The sequence below is a fragment of the Pseudomonas sp. NPDC087814 genome (assembly GCF_044742865.1).
Taxonomy (GTDB): domain Bacteria; phylum Pseudomonadota; class Gammaproteobacteria; order Pseudomonadales; family Pseudomonadaceae; genus Aquipseudomonas.
On the sequence record NZ_JBIUVK010000047.1, the window covers coordinates 33,411 to 50,269 of the forward strand.

The window sequence follows — 16,859 nt, forward strand, 5'->3', positions numbered from 1 at the left end:
TATTATCACGCATCTTTTTCAGACCATCGAGAGGCGTGCGGCCCACACCGCGGGCAGATGGCACGCAGGAAGCCCGGACTAATAAGATGGCATTGAAATCCCCCGCGTTTCGTAGAAAATTTCCGTTGCTGGTAACCGGCAGTCTGCTGGCCATGCAACCTTTCGCCACCTCATTCGTGGTCGCCGCGGAACAGTATGACTGCTCAGTCTCTGCTTCGGGTGCCTGGGATTGCGCGCCGAAAACGGCCGCAGCCCCGCTGCCACCGCGCCCGGTGCATGACGGCAGTGCCGTCAGCTCTGCCAGTGGCACGCCGCAAGGCGAGTCCGGCGGCGCCGCCGAGGCCGTGCCGCAGACCGCTCTGGTCACCGAAGCCAAGGGCCGCGGCCTGCGTTCGCGCAGCGCCGACTACAGCCACCTGGACTGGGTCCCTCGCGAGAAGCTCACCGCCGCACAACTGGCCGAAACCGGCCCGTACTGCTCCGGCGCGTACATCGAGCCGATCCGTCCTGGCATGAACGACAAGACGAACAAGAGCGACGCGCCGACCTTCATCGGCGCCAAGGTCTCTCGTTACGAGCAGGAACAACAAGTTGCTTCCCTGGCCGGTGACGTCGTCATGCGCCAGGGCAGCATGCAGGTCGAGGCCGACGAGGCCAACCTGTACCAGGCCGAGAACCGTGGCGAGCTGAACGGCAACGTCCGTCTGCGCGACAACGGTGCCCTGCTGGTGGGCGACCACGCTGAAGTCCAGCTGGACACCGGCGCCGCCAAGGTCGACAACGCCGAATACGTGATGCACAAATCGCGCATCCGCGGTAACGCCCTGTACGCCAAGCGTGCCGAGAACGCGATCATCCGTCTCAAGGACGGTACGTACACCACCTGCGAGCCGAACAGCAACGCCTGGCAGCTCAAGGGCAACAACATCACGCTCAACCCGGCCACCGGTTTCGGTACCGCGACCAACGTGACGTTGCGGGTCAAGGACATTCCGATCCTTTACACCCCGTATATCTATTTCCCGATCGACAACCGTCGTCAATCCGGCTTCCTGCCGCCGAGCTTCAGCACCGGTGGCGAGACCGGCTTCACGTTGGTTACGCCGTACTACTTCAACCTGGCGCCAAACTACGACGCCACGTTGTACCCGCAATACATGACCAAGCGCGGCCTGTTGATGGAAGGCGAATTCCGCTACCTCACCAAGTCCAGCGAAGGCCAGTTCGGCGGCGCGTACCTGAACGACGACAGCAGCGAGCGTAAAGGCCAGACCGACTACGAAAAAGATCGCTACATGATCAACTGGCAGCACAAGGGCGGGCTGGACTCGCGTGTACTGACCCAGGTCGACTACACCAACATCAGCGACCCTTATTACTTCCAGGATCTGAAGTCCTATCAGGAAGGGATCAAGAGCCAGGACTACGTGAACCAGCAAGGTTCGGTGACCTACCGCGGTGATACCTTCCAGGCGAAGCTGAACCTGCAGGCGTACCAGCTGGCAACGATCTCCCAGATCACGCCGTATGACCGCTTGCCACAGATCACCTTCAACGGCACGCTGCCGTACCATCCAGGCGGGGTGAACTTCACCTACGAGACCGAAGCCGTACGCTTTGATCGGGACTTGGAGAACGGAAGCTTCACGGATGAAAACGGGCTCGTATCGCCGCGGCTCGACACCTACGTAACCGGCCTGACCCGTGCAAACGGTACTCGCCTGAACGTTGCGCCGGCAGTCGACTACCCGATGAACTGGACCTACGGTTTTATTACGCCAAAGTTGAAGTACGTCTATACCAAGTACGATCTTGATTTGGACAGCATCGGCAAAAACCAGATTATCGCAGCGCAAGCCGCGTCAACTGCAGCCAACCCTTATGCCGGTGGCACCTTCAAAAGCTCGCAAGACCGTGCAATTCCGATTGCCAGCATCGACAGCGGCCTGTACTTCGACCGCAACACCAACTTGTTCGGCAAAGACTACCGTCAAACTCTGGAGCCTCGTGCGTACTACCTGTATGTACCGAACAAGGACCAGGGCGATATCCCGGTATTCGACAGCGGTGAGTACTCGTTCAGCTACGCGTCGCTGTTCCGTGACAACCGCTTCAGCGGTACTGACCGCATCGGCGACGAGAACAAACTGTCCCTGGGCGTGACCAGCCGCTGGATCGAAGAAAACGGCTTCGAACGCCAACGCGTCAGCATCGGCGAGGCCGTGTACTTCAAGAACCGCGAAGTTCAACTGCCGGGCATCCTGGCCGCGGACCGTGCGGACGCACAGTCTGATGTTTCGCCAATCGCCCTGGACTACGAGTTCCGCTTCAACCGTGACTGGCGCGCCACTGCCGATTACAACTGGGACCCGGAAAGCCACAGCCCACGCTCCGGCAGCGCGATGTTCCACTATCAGCCGGAAGACAACCCGAACAAGGTTATCAACGTCGGCTACCGCTATCGCAACGACCAGGTGGTGTACAACCAGCTGACCGGCAAATGGCAGTTTGGTGGCGACTACGGGCAGCCAGGCGACCCGAACTTCGTGAAGGATTACTACAAAATCCAGCAACACGACTTCTCGATGATGTGGCCGATCGTTCCGCAGTGGAACCTGATCACCCGCTGGCAGTATGACTATGCCCGCAACCGTACCCTGGAGGCCTTCGGTGGTTTCGAGTACGACAACTGCTGCTGGAAACTGCGCGTCATCAACCGTTACTGGGTTTCCAACGACGAATACAGCCAGATCGCCCCGCTGAACGAAAAGGGTGACCACGGGCTCTTCTTCCAAGTTGTCCTCAAAGGACTCGGCGGCCTGACCGGCGCCAAGGTAGAGAGCTTCCTCGACAAAGGCATTGAAGGTTATCGTGAACGTGAAGACCAAGCTTTCTGATTGTCTGCGCCCGCTGATGCTGGGCGCGCTGTTCCTGGGTACCGCCGCAGCTCACGCTGCGGTTCAACCGCTGGACAAGGTAGTGGCCATCGTCGATAACGACGTGATCATGCAGAGCCAACTGGACCAACGGGTCAAGGAAGTTCAGCAAACCATCGCCAAGCGTGGCGGCGGCGTACCACCGACCAGCGTGCTGGACCAGCAGGTGCTTGAACGCCTGATCGTTGAAAACCTGCAACTGCAGATCGGCGATCGCTCCGGTATCCGTATCAGCGACGAAGAATTGAACCAGGCTGTCGGCACCATCGCCCAGCGCAACAACATGAGTGTTGATCAGTTCCGCGCGGCCCTGGCTCACGACGGCCTGTCCTATGAGGACGCCCGTGACCAGATTCGCCGGGAAATGATCATCAGCCGTGTACGTCAGCGTCGCGTGGCCGAACGGATTCAGGTGTCCGAGCAGGAAGTGAAGAACTTCCTCGCCTCCGACCTTGGCAAGATGCAGCTTTCCGAAGAACTGCACCTGGCGAACATCCTGGTGCCTACGCCAGACAGCGCCAACGCTGAACAGCTCAATGCTGCCGCAGCGAAAACCCAGGCTATCTATGACCGTCTCAAGCAAGGTGCCGACTTTGCCCAGATGGCCATTGCCCAGTCCGGCAGCGACAACGCCCTCGAAGGCGGTGACATGGGCTGGCGTAAAGCCGCGCAACTGCCACCACCGTTCGACCGCGAGCTGAGTGCCATGGAAGTCGGTGGCATCACCCAGCCTGCCCGTACGCCTGGCGGTTTCATCATCCTCAAGTTGCTCGGCAAGCGCGGTGGCGAAGAAGCGCAGATGAAGGACGAAGTTCACGTTCGTCACATCCTGGTCAAGCCAAGCGAGATCCGTACCGAAGCCCAAACCAAGGAACTGGCCCAGAAGCTCTATGACCGCATCGAAGCGGGCGAAGACTTCGGCGAATTGGCGAAGAGCTATTCCGAAGACCCGGGTTCGGCGCTTAACGGCGGCGATCTGAACTGGATCGATCCGAAGGCACTGGTTCCAGAGTTCCAGGACGTCATGGCCAAGACCCCGCAAGGCGTTCTGTCCAAGCCGTTCAAGACCCAATACGGCTGGCATGTGCTGGAAGTCCTTGGCCGTCGCGCCACTGACAACACCACCCAGGCCCGCGAGCAGCAAGCCCTGACCGTACTGCGTAACCGCAAATACGACGAAGAGCTGCAAACCTGGTTGCGTCAGATCCGTGACGAAGCCTACGTAGAGAACAAGCTTCCTGGTGCCGACCAAACAGGCACCGACCAGGCAGCCCAGTGACACCCAAGCGTTTCGCACTGACACCCGGCGAGCCGGCCGGCATTGGTCCTGACCTGTGCCTGCTGCTCGCCTCGCACCCCCAGCCACACCCCCTGATTGCCATTACCAGCCGCGACCTGCTCATTGAGCGGGCCGCGCAGTTGGGTGTGGTTGTCGATCTGCTGCCGGTGGGCCCGGGCAACTGGCCTGATCTGCCGGCACCGGCCAACAGCCTGTACGTATGGGATACCCCGCTGGCGACCAAGGTCGTGGCCGGGCAACTGGACAAGGCCAACGCTGCCTTCGTCCTGGAAACCCTGACCCGTGCCGGCCAGGGCTGCATCGACGGGGATTTTGCCGGGATGATCACCGCCCCGGTACACAAGGGCGTGATCAACGAATCAGGCATCGCCTTTTCCGGGCATACCGAATTCCTCGCTGAGCTGACCCATACCGAACAAGTGGTGATGATGCTGGCAACGGGCGACCTGCGGGTGGCGCTGGTGACCACTCACCTGCCCCTGCGCGAAATTGCCGACGCCATTACCCCCGAGCGACTGGAGCGTGTGACACGCATCCTGCACGCCGACCTGCAACAGAAATTCGGCATCGCCCAACCACGCATCCTGGTCTGTGGGCTCAACCCCCACGCCGGTGAAGGTGGTCACCTGGGCCATGAAGAAATCGACATCATCGAACCAACCCTGGAGCGTCTGCGCCTTGAAGGCATGGACCTGCGCGGCCCATTGCCTGCCGACACTCTGTTTACCCCCAAATATCTGGAGCACTGCGACGCAGTGCTGGCGATGTACCATGACCAGGGCCTGCCCGTGCTGAAGTACAAAGGCTTCGGCGCCGCGGTCAACGTGACACTGGGCCTGCCGATCATCCGCACCTCCGTCGACCATGGCACCGCCCTGGACCTCGCAGGCAGCGGCAAGATCGATACCGGCAGCCTGCACGTGGCCCTGGAAACCGCCTATCAGATGGCCGAGACCCGTATATGACCGAGCATTACCAACACCGGGCGCGCAAGCGTTTCGGGCAAAACTTCCTGCACGACGCTGGCGTGATCGATCGCATCCTGCGTTCCATCCATGCCAAGCCCGAAGACCGCCTGCTGGAAATCGGCCCGGGCCAGGGCGCCCTGACCCAAGGCCTGCTGAAAAGCGGCGGCCAGCTGGACGTGGTTGAGTTGGACAAGGACCTGATCCCGATCCTCAACCAGCAGTTCGCCGGCATGCCCAATTTCAACCTGCACCAGGGCGACGCGCTGAAGTTCGACTTCACCAGCCTCAATGCAGCGCCCAACAGCCTGCGGGTGGTCGGCAACCTGCCGTACAACATCTCCACCCCGCTGATTTTTCACCTGCTGAACAACGCCGGCATCATCCGCGACATGCACTTCATGCTGCAAAAGGAAGTGGTCGAGCGTCTGGCAGCGGGTCCTGGAGGCGGTGACTGGGGTCGCCTGTCGATCATGGTTCAGTACCATTGCCGCGTAGAGCACCTGTTCAACGTCGGACCTGGCGCGTTCAACCCCCCGCCGAAAGTCGACTCCGCCATCGTGCGCCTGGTGCCTCACGCGGTGTTGCCACACCCGGCCAAAGATCACAAGTTGCTGGAGCGCGTTGTGCGCGAAGCCTTCAACCAGCGCCGCAAGACCTTGCGCAATACGCTGAAGGCTTTGCTCAGCAACGCTGAAATCGAGGCCGCCGGCGTCGACGGCAGCCTGCGCCCCGAGCAGTTGGACCTGGCCGCCTTCGTGCGCCTGGCTGACCAGCTCGCCATTCAGCCTGCGCCAGTGGCTGAATAAATAGTAGGAGCCGGCTTGCCGGCGATGGCGCACTCACGATCGCCATCGCTGGCAAGCCAGCGCCTACGGGCCTAGACTGACCGGCATCCGCTGTTCCCCCGCTTTTGCTTTTAAGGCCTCTTGCATGTCCGATCCTCGTTATCAGATCGACGTCAGCGTCGTCACCCGCTTTCTGGCGGAACAATCGCAACCCGAGCAGAACCGCTTTGCGTTCGCCTACACCATCACCGTGCAAAACAACGGCGAGCTGCCTGCCAAGCTGCTGTCGCGCCACTGGGTCATCACCGACGGTGACGGCCAGGTCGAGGAAGTACGCGGCGCCGGCGTGGTCGGCCAACAACCGCTGATCGCCCCAGGCAAGAGCCACACCTACAGCAGCGGCACTGTCATGACCTCCCGCGTCGGCAACATGCAAGGCAGCTACCAGATGCTCGCCGACGACGGCAAACACTTCGACGCCATCATCGCCCCGTTCCGCCTCGCGGTGCCTGGAGCCCTGCACTGATGGCGACGTATGCCGTCGGCGACCTGCAAGGCTGCCTGGAACCGCTCAAGTGCCTGCTCGAGCGTGTGGCCTTTGACCCGGCCAAGGATCGCCTGTGGCTGGTGGGCGACCTGGTCAACCGTGGCCCGCAATCCCTGGAAACCCTGCGCTTCCTTTATGGCATGCGCGACTCCCTGGTGTGCGTACTGGGCAACCATGACCTGCACTTGCTGGCCGCCGGCAATAACATCGAGCGTCTGAAAAAGGGCGATACCCTGCGGGAAATCCTCGAAGCGCCGGATCGCACCGAGCTGCTTGACTGGTTGCGCCGGCAAAAACTCATGCACTACGACGAGAGCCGCGACACCGCCTTGGTGCATGCCGGCATTCCACCCCAGTGGACGCTGAAGAAAGCCCTCAAGTGCGCGAGTGAAGTCGAAGCAGCCCTGGCCGATGACAACCTGTACACCGCTTACCTGGATGGCATGTACGGCAACGAACCCGTTAAGTGGGACAACGAACTGACCGGCGTCGCGCGGCTGCGGGTGATCACCAACTACTTCACCCGCATGCGTTTCTGCACCGCCGAAGGCAAGCTGGACCTCAAGAGCAAGGAAGGCGCCGACACCGCCCTCCCCGGCTACAAGCCCTGGTTCGCCCACAAGGAGCGCAAGACCCGTGAAACGAAGATCATCTTCGGCCACTGGGCAGCCCTGGAAGGCAAGTGTGATGAACCTGGCGTGTTCGCCCTCGACACCGGCTGCGTATGGGGCGGCGCCATGACCCTGATGAACATCGACACCGGCGAGCGCTCAAGCTGCCAGTGCGACTCCCCCGTTCCCGAACAACTGCAGGCCGCGGCAAAGCGCTGAGCCGCGCTTTCACACAGGCCAAAGGAGCCCGCCATGACTGAATTCAAACGTATCCCTCCCGAGCAAGCCCAGGCCCTGCGCGAGCAAGGCGCGGTGGTTGTCGACATCCGCGACCAGCCGACCTACAACGCTGCCCACATCAGTGGTGCCCAGCACCTGGACAACCACAACATCGCCGACTTCATCCGCGCCGCCGACCTCGACGCGCCGGTCATCGTCGCGTGCTACCACGGCAACTCCAGCCAAAGCGCCGCCGCCTACCTGGTGAGCCAGGGCTTCTCCGACGTCTATAGCCTCGACGGTGGCTTTGAGCTATGGCGTGCGACCTATCCTGCAGAAATTGCCGCAGGCGACGCGCAATAATTTTTTTCAAACCCCGCTATCCCGCGTGACGCTTGGCCTCGCGCCGTTTCTGACGAACGGCGCGGCCAAACTAATTTCGTATCGCGCCTTGACCTCCCCGATTCCGAACTATCCTTAAGCGCAGGCCATCCAAAACAGGGGAGAGCCGGTACACCGGCGTGCGGGTCATCGGTAGCGTTTCAGGGTGTTCTGGGGGGAAAACGGCCATTGGTGTCCACCAATGACTGCCAGCATCGACTGATTGATCCGGCGTCGGCTCCACGTATCGAGCGAGGTGACGACGTCATGAGTATTTTTAGCCACTTCCAACAACGCTTCGAGTCCACCCGCCAGGAAGAGCTCTCGCTTCAGGAGTATCTCGAACTGTGCAAAAAGGACCGCAGCGCCTACGCGTCTGCCGCTGAACGCCTGCTGTTGGCGATCGGCGAGCCGGAGCTGGTGGACACCGCAGCCAATTCGCGCTTGTCGCGGATTTTCTCGAACAAGGTGATCCGTCGCTACCCGGCCTTTGAAGACTTCCACGGTATGGAAGAATGCATTGACCAGATCGTCTCGTATTTCCGCCATGCCGCCCAAGGCCTGGAAGAGAAGAAACAGATCCTCTACCTGCTCGGCCCCGTCGGCGGCGGCAAGTCGTCCCTGGCCGAAAAACTCAAACAACTGATCGAGAAGGTGCCGTTCTACGCCATCAAGGGCTCACCGGTGTTCGAGTCGCCCCTGGGGCTGTTCAACGCCACGGAAGATGGCGCGATCCTCGAAGAAGACTTCGGCATTCCACGGCGCTATCTCAATACCATCATGTCGCCCTGGGCGACCAAGCGCCTGGCCGAGTTCGGCGGCGACATCAGCCAGTTCCGGGTGGTGAAGCTCTATCCCTCGATCCTCAACCAGATTGCCGTGGCCAAGACCGAACCGGGTGACGAGAACAACCAGGACATCTCGGCACTGGTGGGCAAGGTCGATATCCGCAAACTCGAAGAATTCCCGCAGAACGACGCCGATGCCTACAGCTATTCGGGCGCACTGTGCCGGGCCAACCAGGGTCTGATGGAGTTCGTGGAGATGTTCAAGGCACCGATCAAGGTGCTGCACCCACTGCTCACCGCGACACAGGAAGGTAACTACAACAGCACCGAAGGCCTGGGGGCGATTCCATTCACCGGGATCCTGCTGGCCCACTCCAACGAATCGGAATGGCACACCTTCCGCAACAACAAGAACAACGAAGCCTTCATCGACCGGATCTATATCGTCAAGGTGCCGTACTGCCTGCGGGTCAGCGATGAAATCAAGATTTACGACAAGCTGCTGTTCAACAGTTCCCTGGCCAAGGCTCATTGCGCGCCTGACACCCTGAAGATGCTGGCCCAGTTCACCGTGTTGTCGCGCCTCAAAGAGCCGGAAAACTCCAACATCTACTCGAAGATGCGGGTGTATGACGGCGAAAACCTCAAGGACACCGATCCGAAGGCCAAGTCGATCCAGGAATACCGCGACACTGCCGGCGTGGATGAGGGCATGAACGGCCTGTCGACACGCTTTGCGTTCAAGATCCTGTCCAAGGTCTTCAACTTCGACCCGCACGAAATCGCCGCCAACCCGGTGCACCTGCTCTACGTGCTCGAACAGCAGATCGAACAGGAACAATTCCAGGCTGAAACCCGCGAGCGCTATCTGCGCTTCCTCAAGGAATACCTGGCACCGCGCTACATCGAGTTCATCGGCAAGGAAATCCAGACCGCGTACCTTGAGTCCTACAGCGAATACGGCCAGAACATCTTCGACCGCTATGTGCTGTACGCAGACTTCTGGATCCAGGACCAGGAATACCGCGACCCGGAAACCGGCGAGATTCTCAACCGCGTAGCCCTCAACGAGGAACTGGAAAAGATCGAAAAACCCGCCGGCATCAGCAATCCGAAGGATTTCCGCAACGAAATCGTCAACTTCGTGCTGCGCGCCCGGGCCAACAACAACGGCAAGAACCCAACCTGGCTCAGCTACGAGAAGCTGCGGGTGGTCATCGAGAAGAAAATGTTCTCCAACACCGAGGATCTGCTGCCGGTCATCAGCTTCAACGCCAAGGCCAGCAAGGAGGATCAGCAAAAACACAACGACTTCGTCACTCGCATGGTCGAGCGTGGCTACACCGACAAACAGGTACGACTGCTCTCCGAGTGGTACTTGCGGGTCCGCAAATCGCAGTAAGGCAGCGACAAGCGTGCAATGCCAGGCTCCCGGTGCGCCGGTCAGCCTGGCAATCGACCGCTTGTCTTTAAGCTTCCAGCTTGCCGCTTGAAGCTTGTAACTTGAAGCTGCCCGGAGGGCTCCTACATGAGCTATGTGATCGACCGACGTCTCAATGGCAAGAACAAGAGCACGGTAAACCGCCAGCGGTTCCTGCGGCGTTACCGTGACCACATCAAAAAGGCCGTCGAAGAGGCCGTCAGCCGCCGTTCCATCACCGATATGGAGCATGGCGAACAGATCAGCATCCCCGGACGCGACATCGATGAACCGGTGCTGCACCACGGCCGGGGCGGCAAACAGACCGTCGTGCATCCCGGCAACAAGGAATTCACCAGCGGCGAACATATCCAGCGGCCCCAGGGCGGCGCGGGCGGCAAAGGCCCGGGCAAGGCCGGTAACTCCGGCGAAGGCATGGATGAGTTCGTGTTCCAGATCACCCAGGAAGAGTTCCTGGAGTTCATGTTCGAAGACCTGGAACTGCCCAACCTGGTCAAACGCAACCTGACCGGTACCGACACTTTCAAGACCGTGCGCGCCGGGATCAGCAACGAAGGCAATCCGTCGCGGATCAACATCATCCGCACCCTGCGCTCGGCCCATGCGCGACGTATCGCCTTGTCTGGCAGCAGCCGGGCAAAACTGCGGGATGCCAAGGCGGAACTGGAACGCCTGAAACGCGAAGAGCCGGACAACTTCGGCGATATCCAGGAAATTGAAGCCGAAATCGCCAAACTCAGCGCGCGAATCCATCGCGTGCCGTTTCTCGACACCTTCGACCTGAAGTACAACCTGCTGGTCAAGCAACCCAATCCCAGTTCCAAGGCTGTGATGTTCTGCCTGATGGACGTGTCCGGCTCCATGACCCAGGCGACCAAGGACATCGCCAAGCGCTTCTTCATCCTGCTGTACCTGTTTCTCAAGCGTAACTACGACAAGATCGATGTGGTGTTCATCCGCCATCACACCAGCGCCAGGGAAGTCGACGAGGAGGAATTCTTCTACTCGCGGGAAACCGGCGGCACCATCGTTTCCAGCGCCTTGAAGCTGATGCAGGAAATCATGGCCGAACGCTATCCGGCCAACGAGTGGAACATCTACGCCGCCCAGGCTTCCGACGGCGACAACTGGAACGACGACTCGCCGATCTGCCGCGACATCCTGATCAACCAGATCATGCCGTTCGTGCAGTACTACACCTACGTCGAAATCACCCCGCGCGAGCATCAGGCCCTGTGGTTCGAATACGAGCGCATCAGCGAAGCCTTCGCTGACACCTTCGCCCAGCAACAATTGGTCTCGGCCGGCGATATCTATCCGGTCTTCCGTGAACTCTTCCAGCGCAGGTTAGTGACATGACCGCCAAAGAGCATAAGCGCCAACCCATATCCACGGGGTCCGAATGGACCTTCGAACTCATCCAGGCCTATGACCGGGAAATCAGCCGCATCGCGGCGGGTTATGCCCTGGATACCTACCCCAACCAGATCGAAGTGATCACCGCCGAACAGATGATGGATGCCTATGCGTCCGTGGGCATGCCCCTGGGCTATCACCACTGGTCCTACGGCAAACACTTCCTCAGCACTGAAAAGTCCTACACCCGCGGCCAGATGGGCCTGGCCTACGAAATCGTCATCAACTCCGACCCGTGCATCGCCTACCTGATGGAAGAAAACACCATCTGCATGCAGGCGCTGGTGGTGGCCCACGCGTGCTACGGGCATAACAGCTTCTTCAAGGGTAACTACCTGTTCCGCACCTGGACCGATGCCAGCTCGATCATCGATTACCTGGTATTCGCCAAGCAGTACATCATGCAGTGCGAGGAGCGCCACGGCATCGATGCGGTGGAAGACCTGCTGGACTCCTGCCATGCCCTGATGAACTACGGCGTCGACCGCTACAAACGCCCGTATCCGATTTCCGCCGAAGAAGAACGGCTGCGCCAGAAGGACCGTGAAGAGCATCTGCAAAAGCAGATCAACGACCTGTGGCGCACCATTCCCAAACGCGCCGGCAAGAACAACGACAAGGACAATGCGCGCTTCCCCGCCGAACCTCAGGAAAACATCCTGTATTTCATCGAAAAGCACGCGCCATTGCTGGAGCCCTGGCAGCGGGAAATCGTGCGGATCGTGCGCAAGATCGCCCAGTATTTCTACCCACAACGCCAGACCCAGGTGATGAACGAAGGCTGGGCCACGTTCTGGCACTACACCCTGATGAACGACCTGTATGACGAAGGCCTGGTCACCGACGGTTTCATGATGGAGTTCCTGACGTCCCACACCAGCGTGGTCTTCCAGCCGGGCTTCGACAGCCCCTACTACAGCGGTATCAACCCGTATGCATTGGGCTTTGCGATGTACCGCGATATCCGGCGCATGTGCGAGCACCCCACCGAAGAAGACCGCCGCTGGTTCCCGGAGATTGCCGGCAGCGATTGGTTGTCGACCATCAAGTTCGCCATGAGCAGCTTCAAGGATGAGAGCTTCATCCTGCAGTACCTGTCCCCCCAGGTGATTCGAGACCTCAAGCTGTTCAGCATCATGGACGACGACCTCAAGGACGATTTGCTGGTGCCCGCCATTCATGACGAGCCGGGCTATCGCACCATCCGCGAAACCCTCGCGGCGCAGTACAACCTGGGCAACCGCGAACCCAATGTGCAGATCTACAGCATCGACGTACGCGGCGATCGCTCGCTGACCCTGCGCCACCAGCAGCACGACCGCAAACCGCTGGGAGAGTCCACTGAGGAGGTTCTCAAGCACCTGCACCGGCTGTGGGGGTTCGATATCCACCTGGAGACGCTGCAAGGCGACCAGGTGATGAAAACCCACCACGTTCCGCCGCGTAACGAGCACAGCGACAACGATTACGGCCGCCTGGACCTGGCAGTCGTGCATCTGTGAAACGGCAAAGCCTCCATTGGCGGGCCGCAGGCGTTATCCTGTGCCGCTAATGGAGGCTTTTTCATGCAAATCTACAAAGTCGGTGGTGCGGTACGTGATCGCCTGCTGGGCATCCCCGTTACCGATATCGACCGTGTCGTAGTCGGCGCTACCACTGAAGAAATGCTCGCCCTGGGCTACAAGCCTGTGGGTTCGGACTTCCCGGTATTTCTTGACCCGAAAAATGGTGACGAGTACGCCCTCGCCCGCACGGAGCGCAAGAGCGGCCGGGGTTATGGCGGCTTTGTGTTTCACGCCAGCCCCGAAGTTACCCTGGAAGAAGACCTGATCCGCCGCGACCTGACCATCAACGCCATGGCCGAGGATGACGCGGGCAACCTGACCGACCCTTATCACGGCCAGCAGGATCTGGACGCACGCATTCTGCGTCACGTTTCCCCGGCGTTTGCCGAAGATCCACTGCGTGTCCTGCGCGTTGCCCGCTTTGCCGCGCGCTATGCCGGCCTCGGCTTTACGGTAGCGCCCGAAACCCTGGAACTGATGCGCGAACTCAGCGAGTCGGGCGAACTGGAAGCCTTGACGCCCGAACGCAGCTGGAAGGAGATTTCCCGCGCATTGATGGAAAACCAGCCACAGGTGTTTATCCAGGTGCTGCGCGATTGCGGCGCCCTGAAAACCCTGATGCCGGAAATCGACGCACTGTTTGGCGTGCCGCAACCCGAGGCCCATCACCCCGAAATCGATACCGGCGTGCACACATTGAGCGTGCTGGAACAGGCAGCCATCCATGCCCAACCGTTGACCGTCCGCTGGGCCTGCCTGCTGCACGATCTGGGCAAGGGGCTCACGCCTGTGGATAAGTTGCCGCAGCACATCGCTCATGAGCAACGCGGCGTGAAGCTGATCAAGGCGATGAACGAACGCTTCAAGGTGCCAAGGGATTCCCAGGAGTTGGCGTTGCTGGTGGGCGAATATCACACCCACGGCCACCGCGCACTGGAGCTGAGGCCCTCGACATTGCTGGAGTTGCTGCAAAGCTTCGACGTTTACCGTCGCCCGCAACGCTTTGAAGAGTTTGTGGTGGCATGCGAGATGGACGCCCGCGGGCGCAAGGGCCTTGAGCAGAGAAGTTATCCACAAGCAGATTATTTGCGCGGTGCGGCGCTGGCGGCCAGAGGTGTGGCCGTCGCACCGCTACTGGAACAAGGCTACAAAGGTCCCGAACTGGGCGAAGCGCTGAAACGCGAACGGCTCAAGGCGCTAAAAGCCTACAAGAGCGAGTCCGGCGTCAACGGCTGATCCCGCCATTCGAACGCGACCGGCGCCAGTACCTGGTCAATGTGTGCATCCTGCCACAGCGCGGCAAATGACTTGCCCACCTCAGGATGCACACGCTGCGGCGCCATCAACGACAGCGGCCACAGCACAAACGCGTTCTTCAGGATTTCGGCCCGGGGCAGGATCAGGCCATCGAAGTTACCCACCAGCTCGCCATACAGCAGCACGTCGATGTCCAGCGGCAAGCCCTTGCGATCCGGGGCGTAGCGGCCATTGTCGGCCTCGATGAATTTCAGCCGGCGGTCCAGTTCCATCAACGGCAGGTCGGTATACGCCGACACCACCAGATTGAAGAATGGCCCGCTCTTTATGCCCACAGGCTGGCTTTCAAACACCGGCGAACAGCGCATCTGCGTCAGGAAACCCGCCAGCGCATCAAGGCCAGCGTGCAAATGGGCCTCACGCTCGATATTACTGCCAAGACCAAGGTAAACCTGAGTTAGCGACATCCGCGCTCGATCTCCACGCCCACACCCTTCGCGGCCGGTACGGCGCCGGGCTTGGTCAGTTTGAGGTGCAGCCAGGGAATCTGGAACTCACTCATCAACACTTCAGCAAGGCGCTCGGCGAAGGTTTCCACCAGCTGGAACTGCGTCTGCTCGGCAAAGGCCTGGATCCGCGCGGACACGCTGGCGTAATCCAGCGCCAAAGTCAGGTCATCACCGGCAGCGGCCGGGCGGTTATCCCAGGCGAAGCTCAGGTCCAGACGCAGGCATTGCCGGATACCGCGCTCCCAGTCGTAGGCCCCGATCACGGTGTCGACTTCCAGACCTTCGATAAACACTCTGTCCAAGCACTCTTCTCCGCTGCACGACAAGGGCGCGATGCCCCGTTAGAATCAGGGCGTCCTCGCCCGGAATAGTTAGCATGTTTTGGTTACTGGCGACTTTCGCCTACCTGCTCGGCTCGCTGTCCTTCGCCATTTTGCTCAGCCGCCTGACGGGAAATCCCGACCCGCGAATGAGTGGCTCAGGCAATGCCGGCGCCACCAATATGTTGCGCCTGGCCGGCAAAAAACTCGCCGTACTCACGCTGTTCGGCGACGTCTGCAAGGGCCTGCTGCCGGTGCTGATCGCCGATCTCGCCGGGCTCTCGCTGCAACAGCAAGCCTGGATCGGCGTCTGCGCGGTGCTCGGCCACCTGTTCCCGCTGTACTTTCGCTTTCGCGGCGGCAAAGGCGTTGCGACGGCGGCCGGCATGCTGCTGGGGATCTACCCACCGGCGGCGCTGCTGGCCATCCTGGCCTGGCTGCTGACGTTCTACCTGACACGCACCAGCTCGCTGGCCGCCCTCATCGCCACGCCCCTGACCCTGCCGTTGCTGGCGTGGCAGGAACCGGAGGCGCTGGTGCCGATGAGCGTGCTCACGCTGCTGATCGTCTGGCGCCACCGGGGCAATTTACGCGACCTGTTTGCCGGGCGCGAACGGCATTTTTAAATACGCCCGGTGAACCCGGCTCACGTTCGCCCGTTACAGCGGCGGCAACTGCTCCATCGGCCAGCGCGCCTGCACGCTGATTGCCAGGCTTTCATGCTGCCCGGCCTGCAAACGCTGGCAACCGGCATAGGCGATCATCGCACCGTTGTCGGTGCAGAATTCGGGACGCGCATAAAACACGTCGCCCTTCATGTCGCCGAGCATTTTCTCCAGGGAGCTGCGCAGCGCCTTGTTCGCGCTGACGCCGCCCGCGATCACCAGGCGCTTCATGCCCGCCTGTTTCAGGGCCCGCTTGCACTTGATGGTCAAAGTCTCCACCACGGCCTGCTGGAACGCCAGCGAGATGTCGCAACGGGCTTGCTCACTGTCGTCTCCGGCGCTGACGCTCTGCTGCCAGGTGTTCAGGGCAGAGGTTTTCAAGCCGCTGAAGCTGAACATCAGGCCAGGGCGATCGCACATCGGGCGCGGGAAGGTGTAGCGCCCTGCCACGCCTTTTTCCGCCAGCCGCGCAATTTCCGGACCGCCGGGATAATTGAGGCCCATCATCTTCGCGGTCTTGTCGAACGCTTCACCGGCAGCGTCGTCCAGGCTTTCCCCCAGAAGCGTGTATTGACCGATTCCGTCGACCTGAACCAGCTGCGTATGGCCACCTGAAACCAACAAAGCGACGAACGGGAACGCTGGCGGGTTTTCTTCCAGCATCGGTGCCAGTAAATGGCCTTCCATGTGGTGCACACCAAGGGCCGGAATGCCCCAGGCAAATGCCAGCGCCTGGGCGCAAGAGGCCCCAACCAGCAGGGCTCCGACCAATCCGGGGCCTGCGGTATAGGCAATGGCGTCGATCTCGGTCGGCACGCAGCCGGCCTCGTCCAGCACCTGGCGAATCAATGGCAGCATGCGTTTCACATGATCACGGCTGGCCAGCTCCGGCACCACGCCGCCATAGGCGCGATGCAGGTCGATCTGACTGAACAGTGCGTCGGCCAAAAGCCCGCGTTCACTGTCGTAAAGTGCGACACCGGTTTCGTCGCACGAGGTTTCTAATCCCAGAACTAGCATGGGTTTGCGCCTTGTAGAGGCTGAATTCGAAGGCGCGCATAATAGTCGCCACTCCCCCTCCCGACTAGCGGTTTTCGATCAGAGGCTTTGCTTTCCGGGCAATGAGGGGTTAACATCCGCAACCCTTATAA

Annotated in this window: 15 protein-coding genes; 12 read left to right on the top strand and 3 right to left on the bottom strand. The window is 60.5% G+C overall.

What is annotated here, in order from left to right:
* Window positions 1-86 precede the first annotated feature (86 nt).
* The 11 genes from ACIOMR_RS25210 (at window position 87) to ACIOMR_RS25260 (ending at window position 14,193) form a co-directional block, all read left to right on the top strand.
* Window positions 87-2,897, top strand: coding sequence for an LPS-assembly protein LptD (locus tag ACIOMR_RS25210; RefSeq protein ID WP_087694723.1), 2,811 nt, complete (start codon window positions 87-89; stop codon window positions 2,895-2,897).
* Complete coding sequence (locus ACIOMR_RS25215; protein WP_003210991.1) at window positions 2,878-4,215, top strand: peptidylprolyl isomerase; 1,338 nt, start codon at window positions 2,878-2,880, stop codon at window positions 4,213-4,215. Before ACIOMR_RS25210 ends, ACIOMR_RS25215 begins: the two co-directional genes overlap by 20 nt.
* Complete coding sequence (pdxA, locus tag ACIOMR_RS25220; RefSeq protein ID WP_003210992.1) at window positions 4,212-5,201, top strand: 4-hydroxythreonine-4-phosphate dehydrogenase PdxA; 990 nt, start codon at window positions 4,212-4,214, stop codon at window positions 5,199-5,201. The genes ACIOMR_RS25215 and pdxA overlap by 4 nt, the downstream gene beginning before the upstream one ends.
* A complete protein-coding gene (gene rsmA, locus ACIOMR_RS25225) occupies window positions 5,198-6,010 on the top strand; it encodes a 16S rRNA (adenine(1518)-N(6)/adenine(1519)-N(6))-dimethyltransferase RsmA (RefSeq protein ID WP_003210994.1) in 813 nt (270 codons plus the stop codon). The genes pdxA and rsmA overlap by 4 nt, the downstream gene beginning before the upstream one ends.
* 124 nt (window positions 6,011-6,134) lie before the next feature.
* On the top strand, window positions 6,135-6,515 hold the full coding sequence (apaG, locus tag ACIOMR_RS25230) for a Co2+/Mg2+ efflux protein ApaG (RefSeq protein ID WP_003210996.1): 381 nt from the start codon (window positions 6,135-6,137) through the stop codon (window positions 6,513-6,515).
* Complete coding sequence (locus tag ACIOMR_RS25235) at window positions 6,515-7,366, top strand: symmetrical bis(5'-nucleosyl)-tetraphosphatase (RefSeq protein WP_003210997.1); 852 nt, start codon at window positions 6,515-6,517, stop codon at window positions 7,364-7,366. Before apaG ends, ACIOMR_RS25235 begins: the two co-directional genes overlap by 1 nt.
* A gap of 33 nt (window positions 7,367-7,399) precedes the next feature.
* Entirely contained in the window at window positions 7,400-7,729 is a 330-nt protein-coding gene (gene glpE / locus ACIOMR_RS25240; RefSeq protein ID WP_008434417.1) for a thiosulfate sulfurtransferase GlpE, read from the top strand.
* A 285-nt stretch (window positions 7,730-8,014) separates the two neighbouring features.
* Window positions 8,015-9,937 (top strand): PrkA family serine protein kinase, encoded by a 1,923-nt coding sequence (locus ACIOMR_RS25245; protein WP_003210999.1) that lies wholly within the window; start codon window positions 8,015-8,017, stop codon window positions 9,935-9,937.
* Between the two features lie 126 nt (window positions 9,938-10,063).
* Window positions 10,064-11,335, top strand: a complete 1,272-nt coding sequence (locus tag ACIOMR_RS25250) for a YeaH/YhbH family protein (protein ID WP_003211000.1) — start codon at window positions 10,064-10,066, stop codon at window positions 11,333-11,335.
* Entirely contained in the window at window positions 11,332-12,894 is a 1,563-nt protein-coding gene (locus ACIOMR_RS25255) for a SpoVR family protein (protein WP_102370017.1), read from the top strand. The genes ACIOMR_RS25250 and ACIOMR_RS25255 overlap by 4 nt, the downstream gene beginning before the upstream one ends.
* 63 nt (window positions 12,895-12,957) lie before the next feature.
* Entirely contained in the window at window positions 12,958-14,193 is a 1,236-nt protein-coding gene (locus tag ACIOMR_RS25260; RefSeq protein ID WP_401196999.1) for a multifunctional CCA addition/repair protein, read from the top strand.
* Here the strand turns inward: ACIOMR_RS25260 and folK are convergent.
* Window positions 14,163-14,681 (bottom strand): 2-amino-4-hydroxy-6-hydroxymethyldihydropteridine diphosphokinase, encoded by a 519-nt coding sequence (gene folK, locus ACIOMR_RS25265; protein ID WP_003211005.1) that lies wholly within the window; start codon window positions 14,679-14,681, stop codon window positions 14,163-14,165. The two genes, ACIOMR_RS25260 and folK, sit on opposite strands and share 31 nt — an antisense overlap.
* Window positions 14,672-15,025, bottom strand: a complete 354-nt coding sequence (folB, locus tag ACIOMR_RS25270; protein ID WP_177008799.1) for a dihydroneopterin aldolase — start codon at window positions 15,023-15,025, stop codon at window positions 14,672-14,674. The genes folK and folB overlap by 10 nt, the downstream gene beginning before the upstream one ends.
* Before the next feature lie 74 nt (window positions 15,026-15,099).
* Between folB and plsY the strand changes: the two genes are divergently transcribed.
* Complete coding sequence (gene plsY / locus ACIOMR_RS25275) at window positions 15,100-15,669, top strand: glycerol-3-phosphate 1-O-acyltransferase PlsY (protein ID WP_087694725.1); 570 nt, start codon at window positions 15,100-15,102, stop codon at window positions 15,667-15,669.
* 33 nt (window positions 15,670-15,702) lie between these two features.
* On the opposite strand, the gene tsaD is transcribed toward plsY, so the two are convergent.
* Window positions 15,703-16,728, bottom strand: a complete 1,026-nt coding sequence (tsaD, locus tag ACIOMR_RS25280) for a tRNA (adenosine(37)-N6)-threonylcarbamoyltransferase complex transferase subunit TsaD (protein ID WP_177035239.1) — start codon at window positions 16,726-16,728, stop codon at window positions 15,703-15,705.
* Between the last annotated feature and the right edge of the window lie 131 nt (window positions 16,729-16,859).

Coding starts and splice junctions, on each gene's coding strand:
- ACIOMR_RS25235 (WP_003210997.1), top strand. CDS start 6,515: ATGGCGACGTATGCCGTCGGCGACCTGCAAGGCTGCCTGGAACCGCTC.
- folK (WP_003211005.1), bottom strand. CDS start 14,681: ATGTCGCTAACTCAGGTTTACCTTGGTCTTGGCAGTAATATCGAGCGT.
- plsY (WP_087694725.1), top strand. CDS start 15,100: ATGTTTTGGTTACTGGCGACTTTCGCCTACCTGCTCGGCTCGCTGTCC.
- ACIOMR_RS25210 (WP_087694723.1), top strand. CDS start 87: ATGGCATTGAAATCCCCCGCGTTTCGTAGAAAATTTCCGTTGCTGGTA.
- rsmA (WP_003210994.1), top strand. CDS start 5,198: ATGACCGAGCATTACCAACACCGGGCGCGCAAGCGTTTCGGGCAAAAC.
- glpE (WP_008434417.1), top strand. CDS start 7,400: ATGACTGAATTCAAACGTATCCCTCCCGAGCAAGCCCAGGCCCTGCGC.
- tsaD (WP_177035239.1), bottom strand. CDS start 16,728: ATGCTAGTTCTGGGATTAGAAACCTCGTGCGACGAAACCGGTGTCGCA.
- ACIOMR_RS25250 (WP_003211000.1), top strand. CDS start 10,064: ATGAGCTATGTGATCGACCGACGTCTCAATGGCAAGAACAAGAGCACG.
- apaG (WP_003210996.1), top strand. CDS start 6,135: ATGTCCGATCCTCGTTATCAGATCGACGTCAGCGTCGTCACCCGCTTT.
- ACIOMR_RS25255 (WP_102370017.1), top strand. CDS start 11,332: ATGACCGCCAAAGAGCATAAGCGCCAACCCATATCCACGGGGTCCGAA.
- ACIOMR_RS25260 (WP_401196999.1), top strand. CDS start 12,958: ATGCAAATCTACAAAGTCGGTGGTGCGGTACGTGATCGCCTGCTGGGC.
- ACIOMR_RS25245 (WP_003210999.1), top strand. CDS start 8,015: ATGAGTATTTTTAGCCACTTCCAACAACGCTTCGAGTCCACCCGCCAG.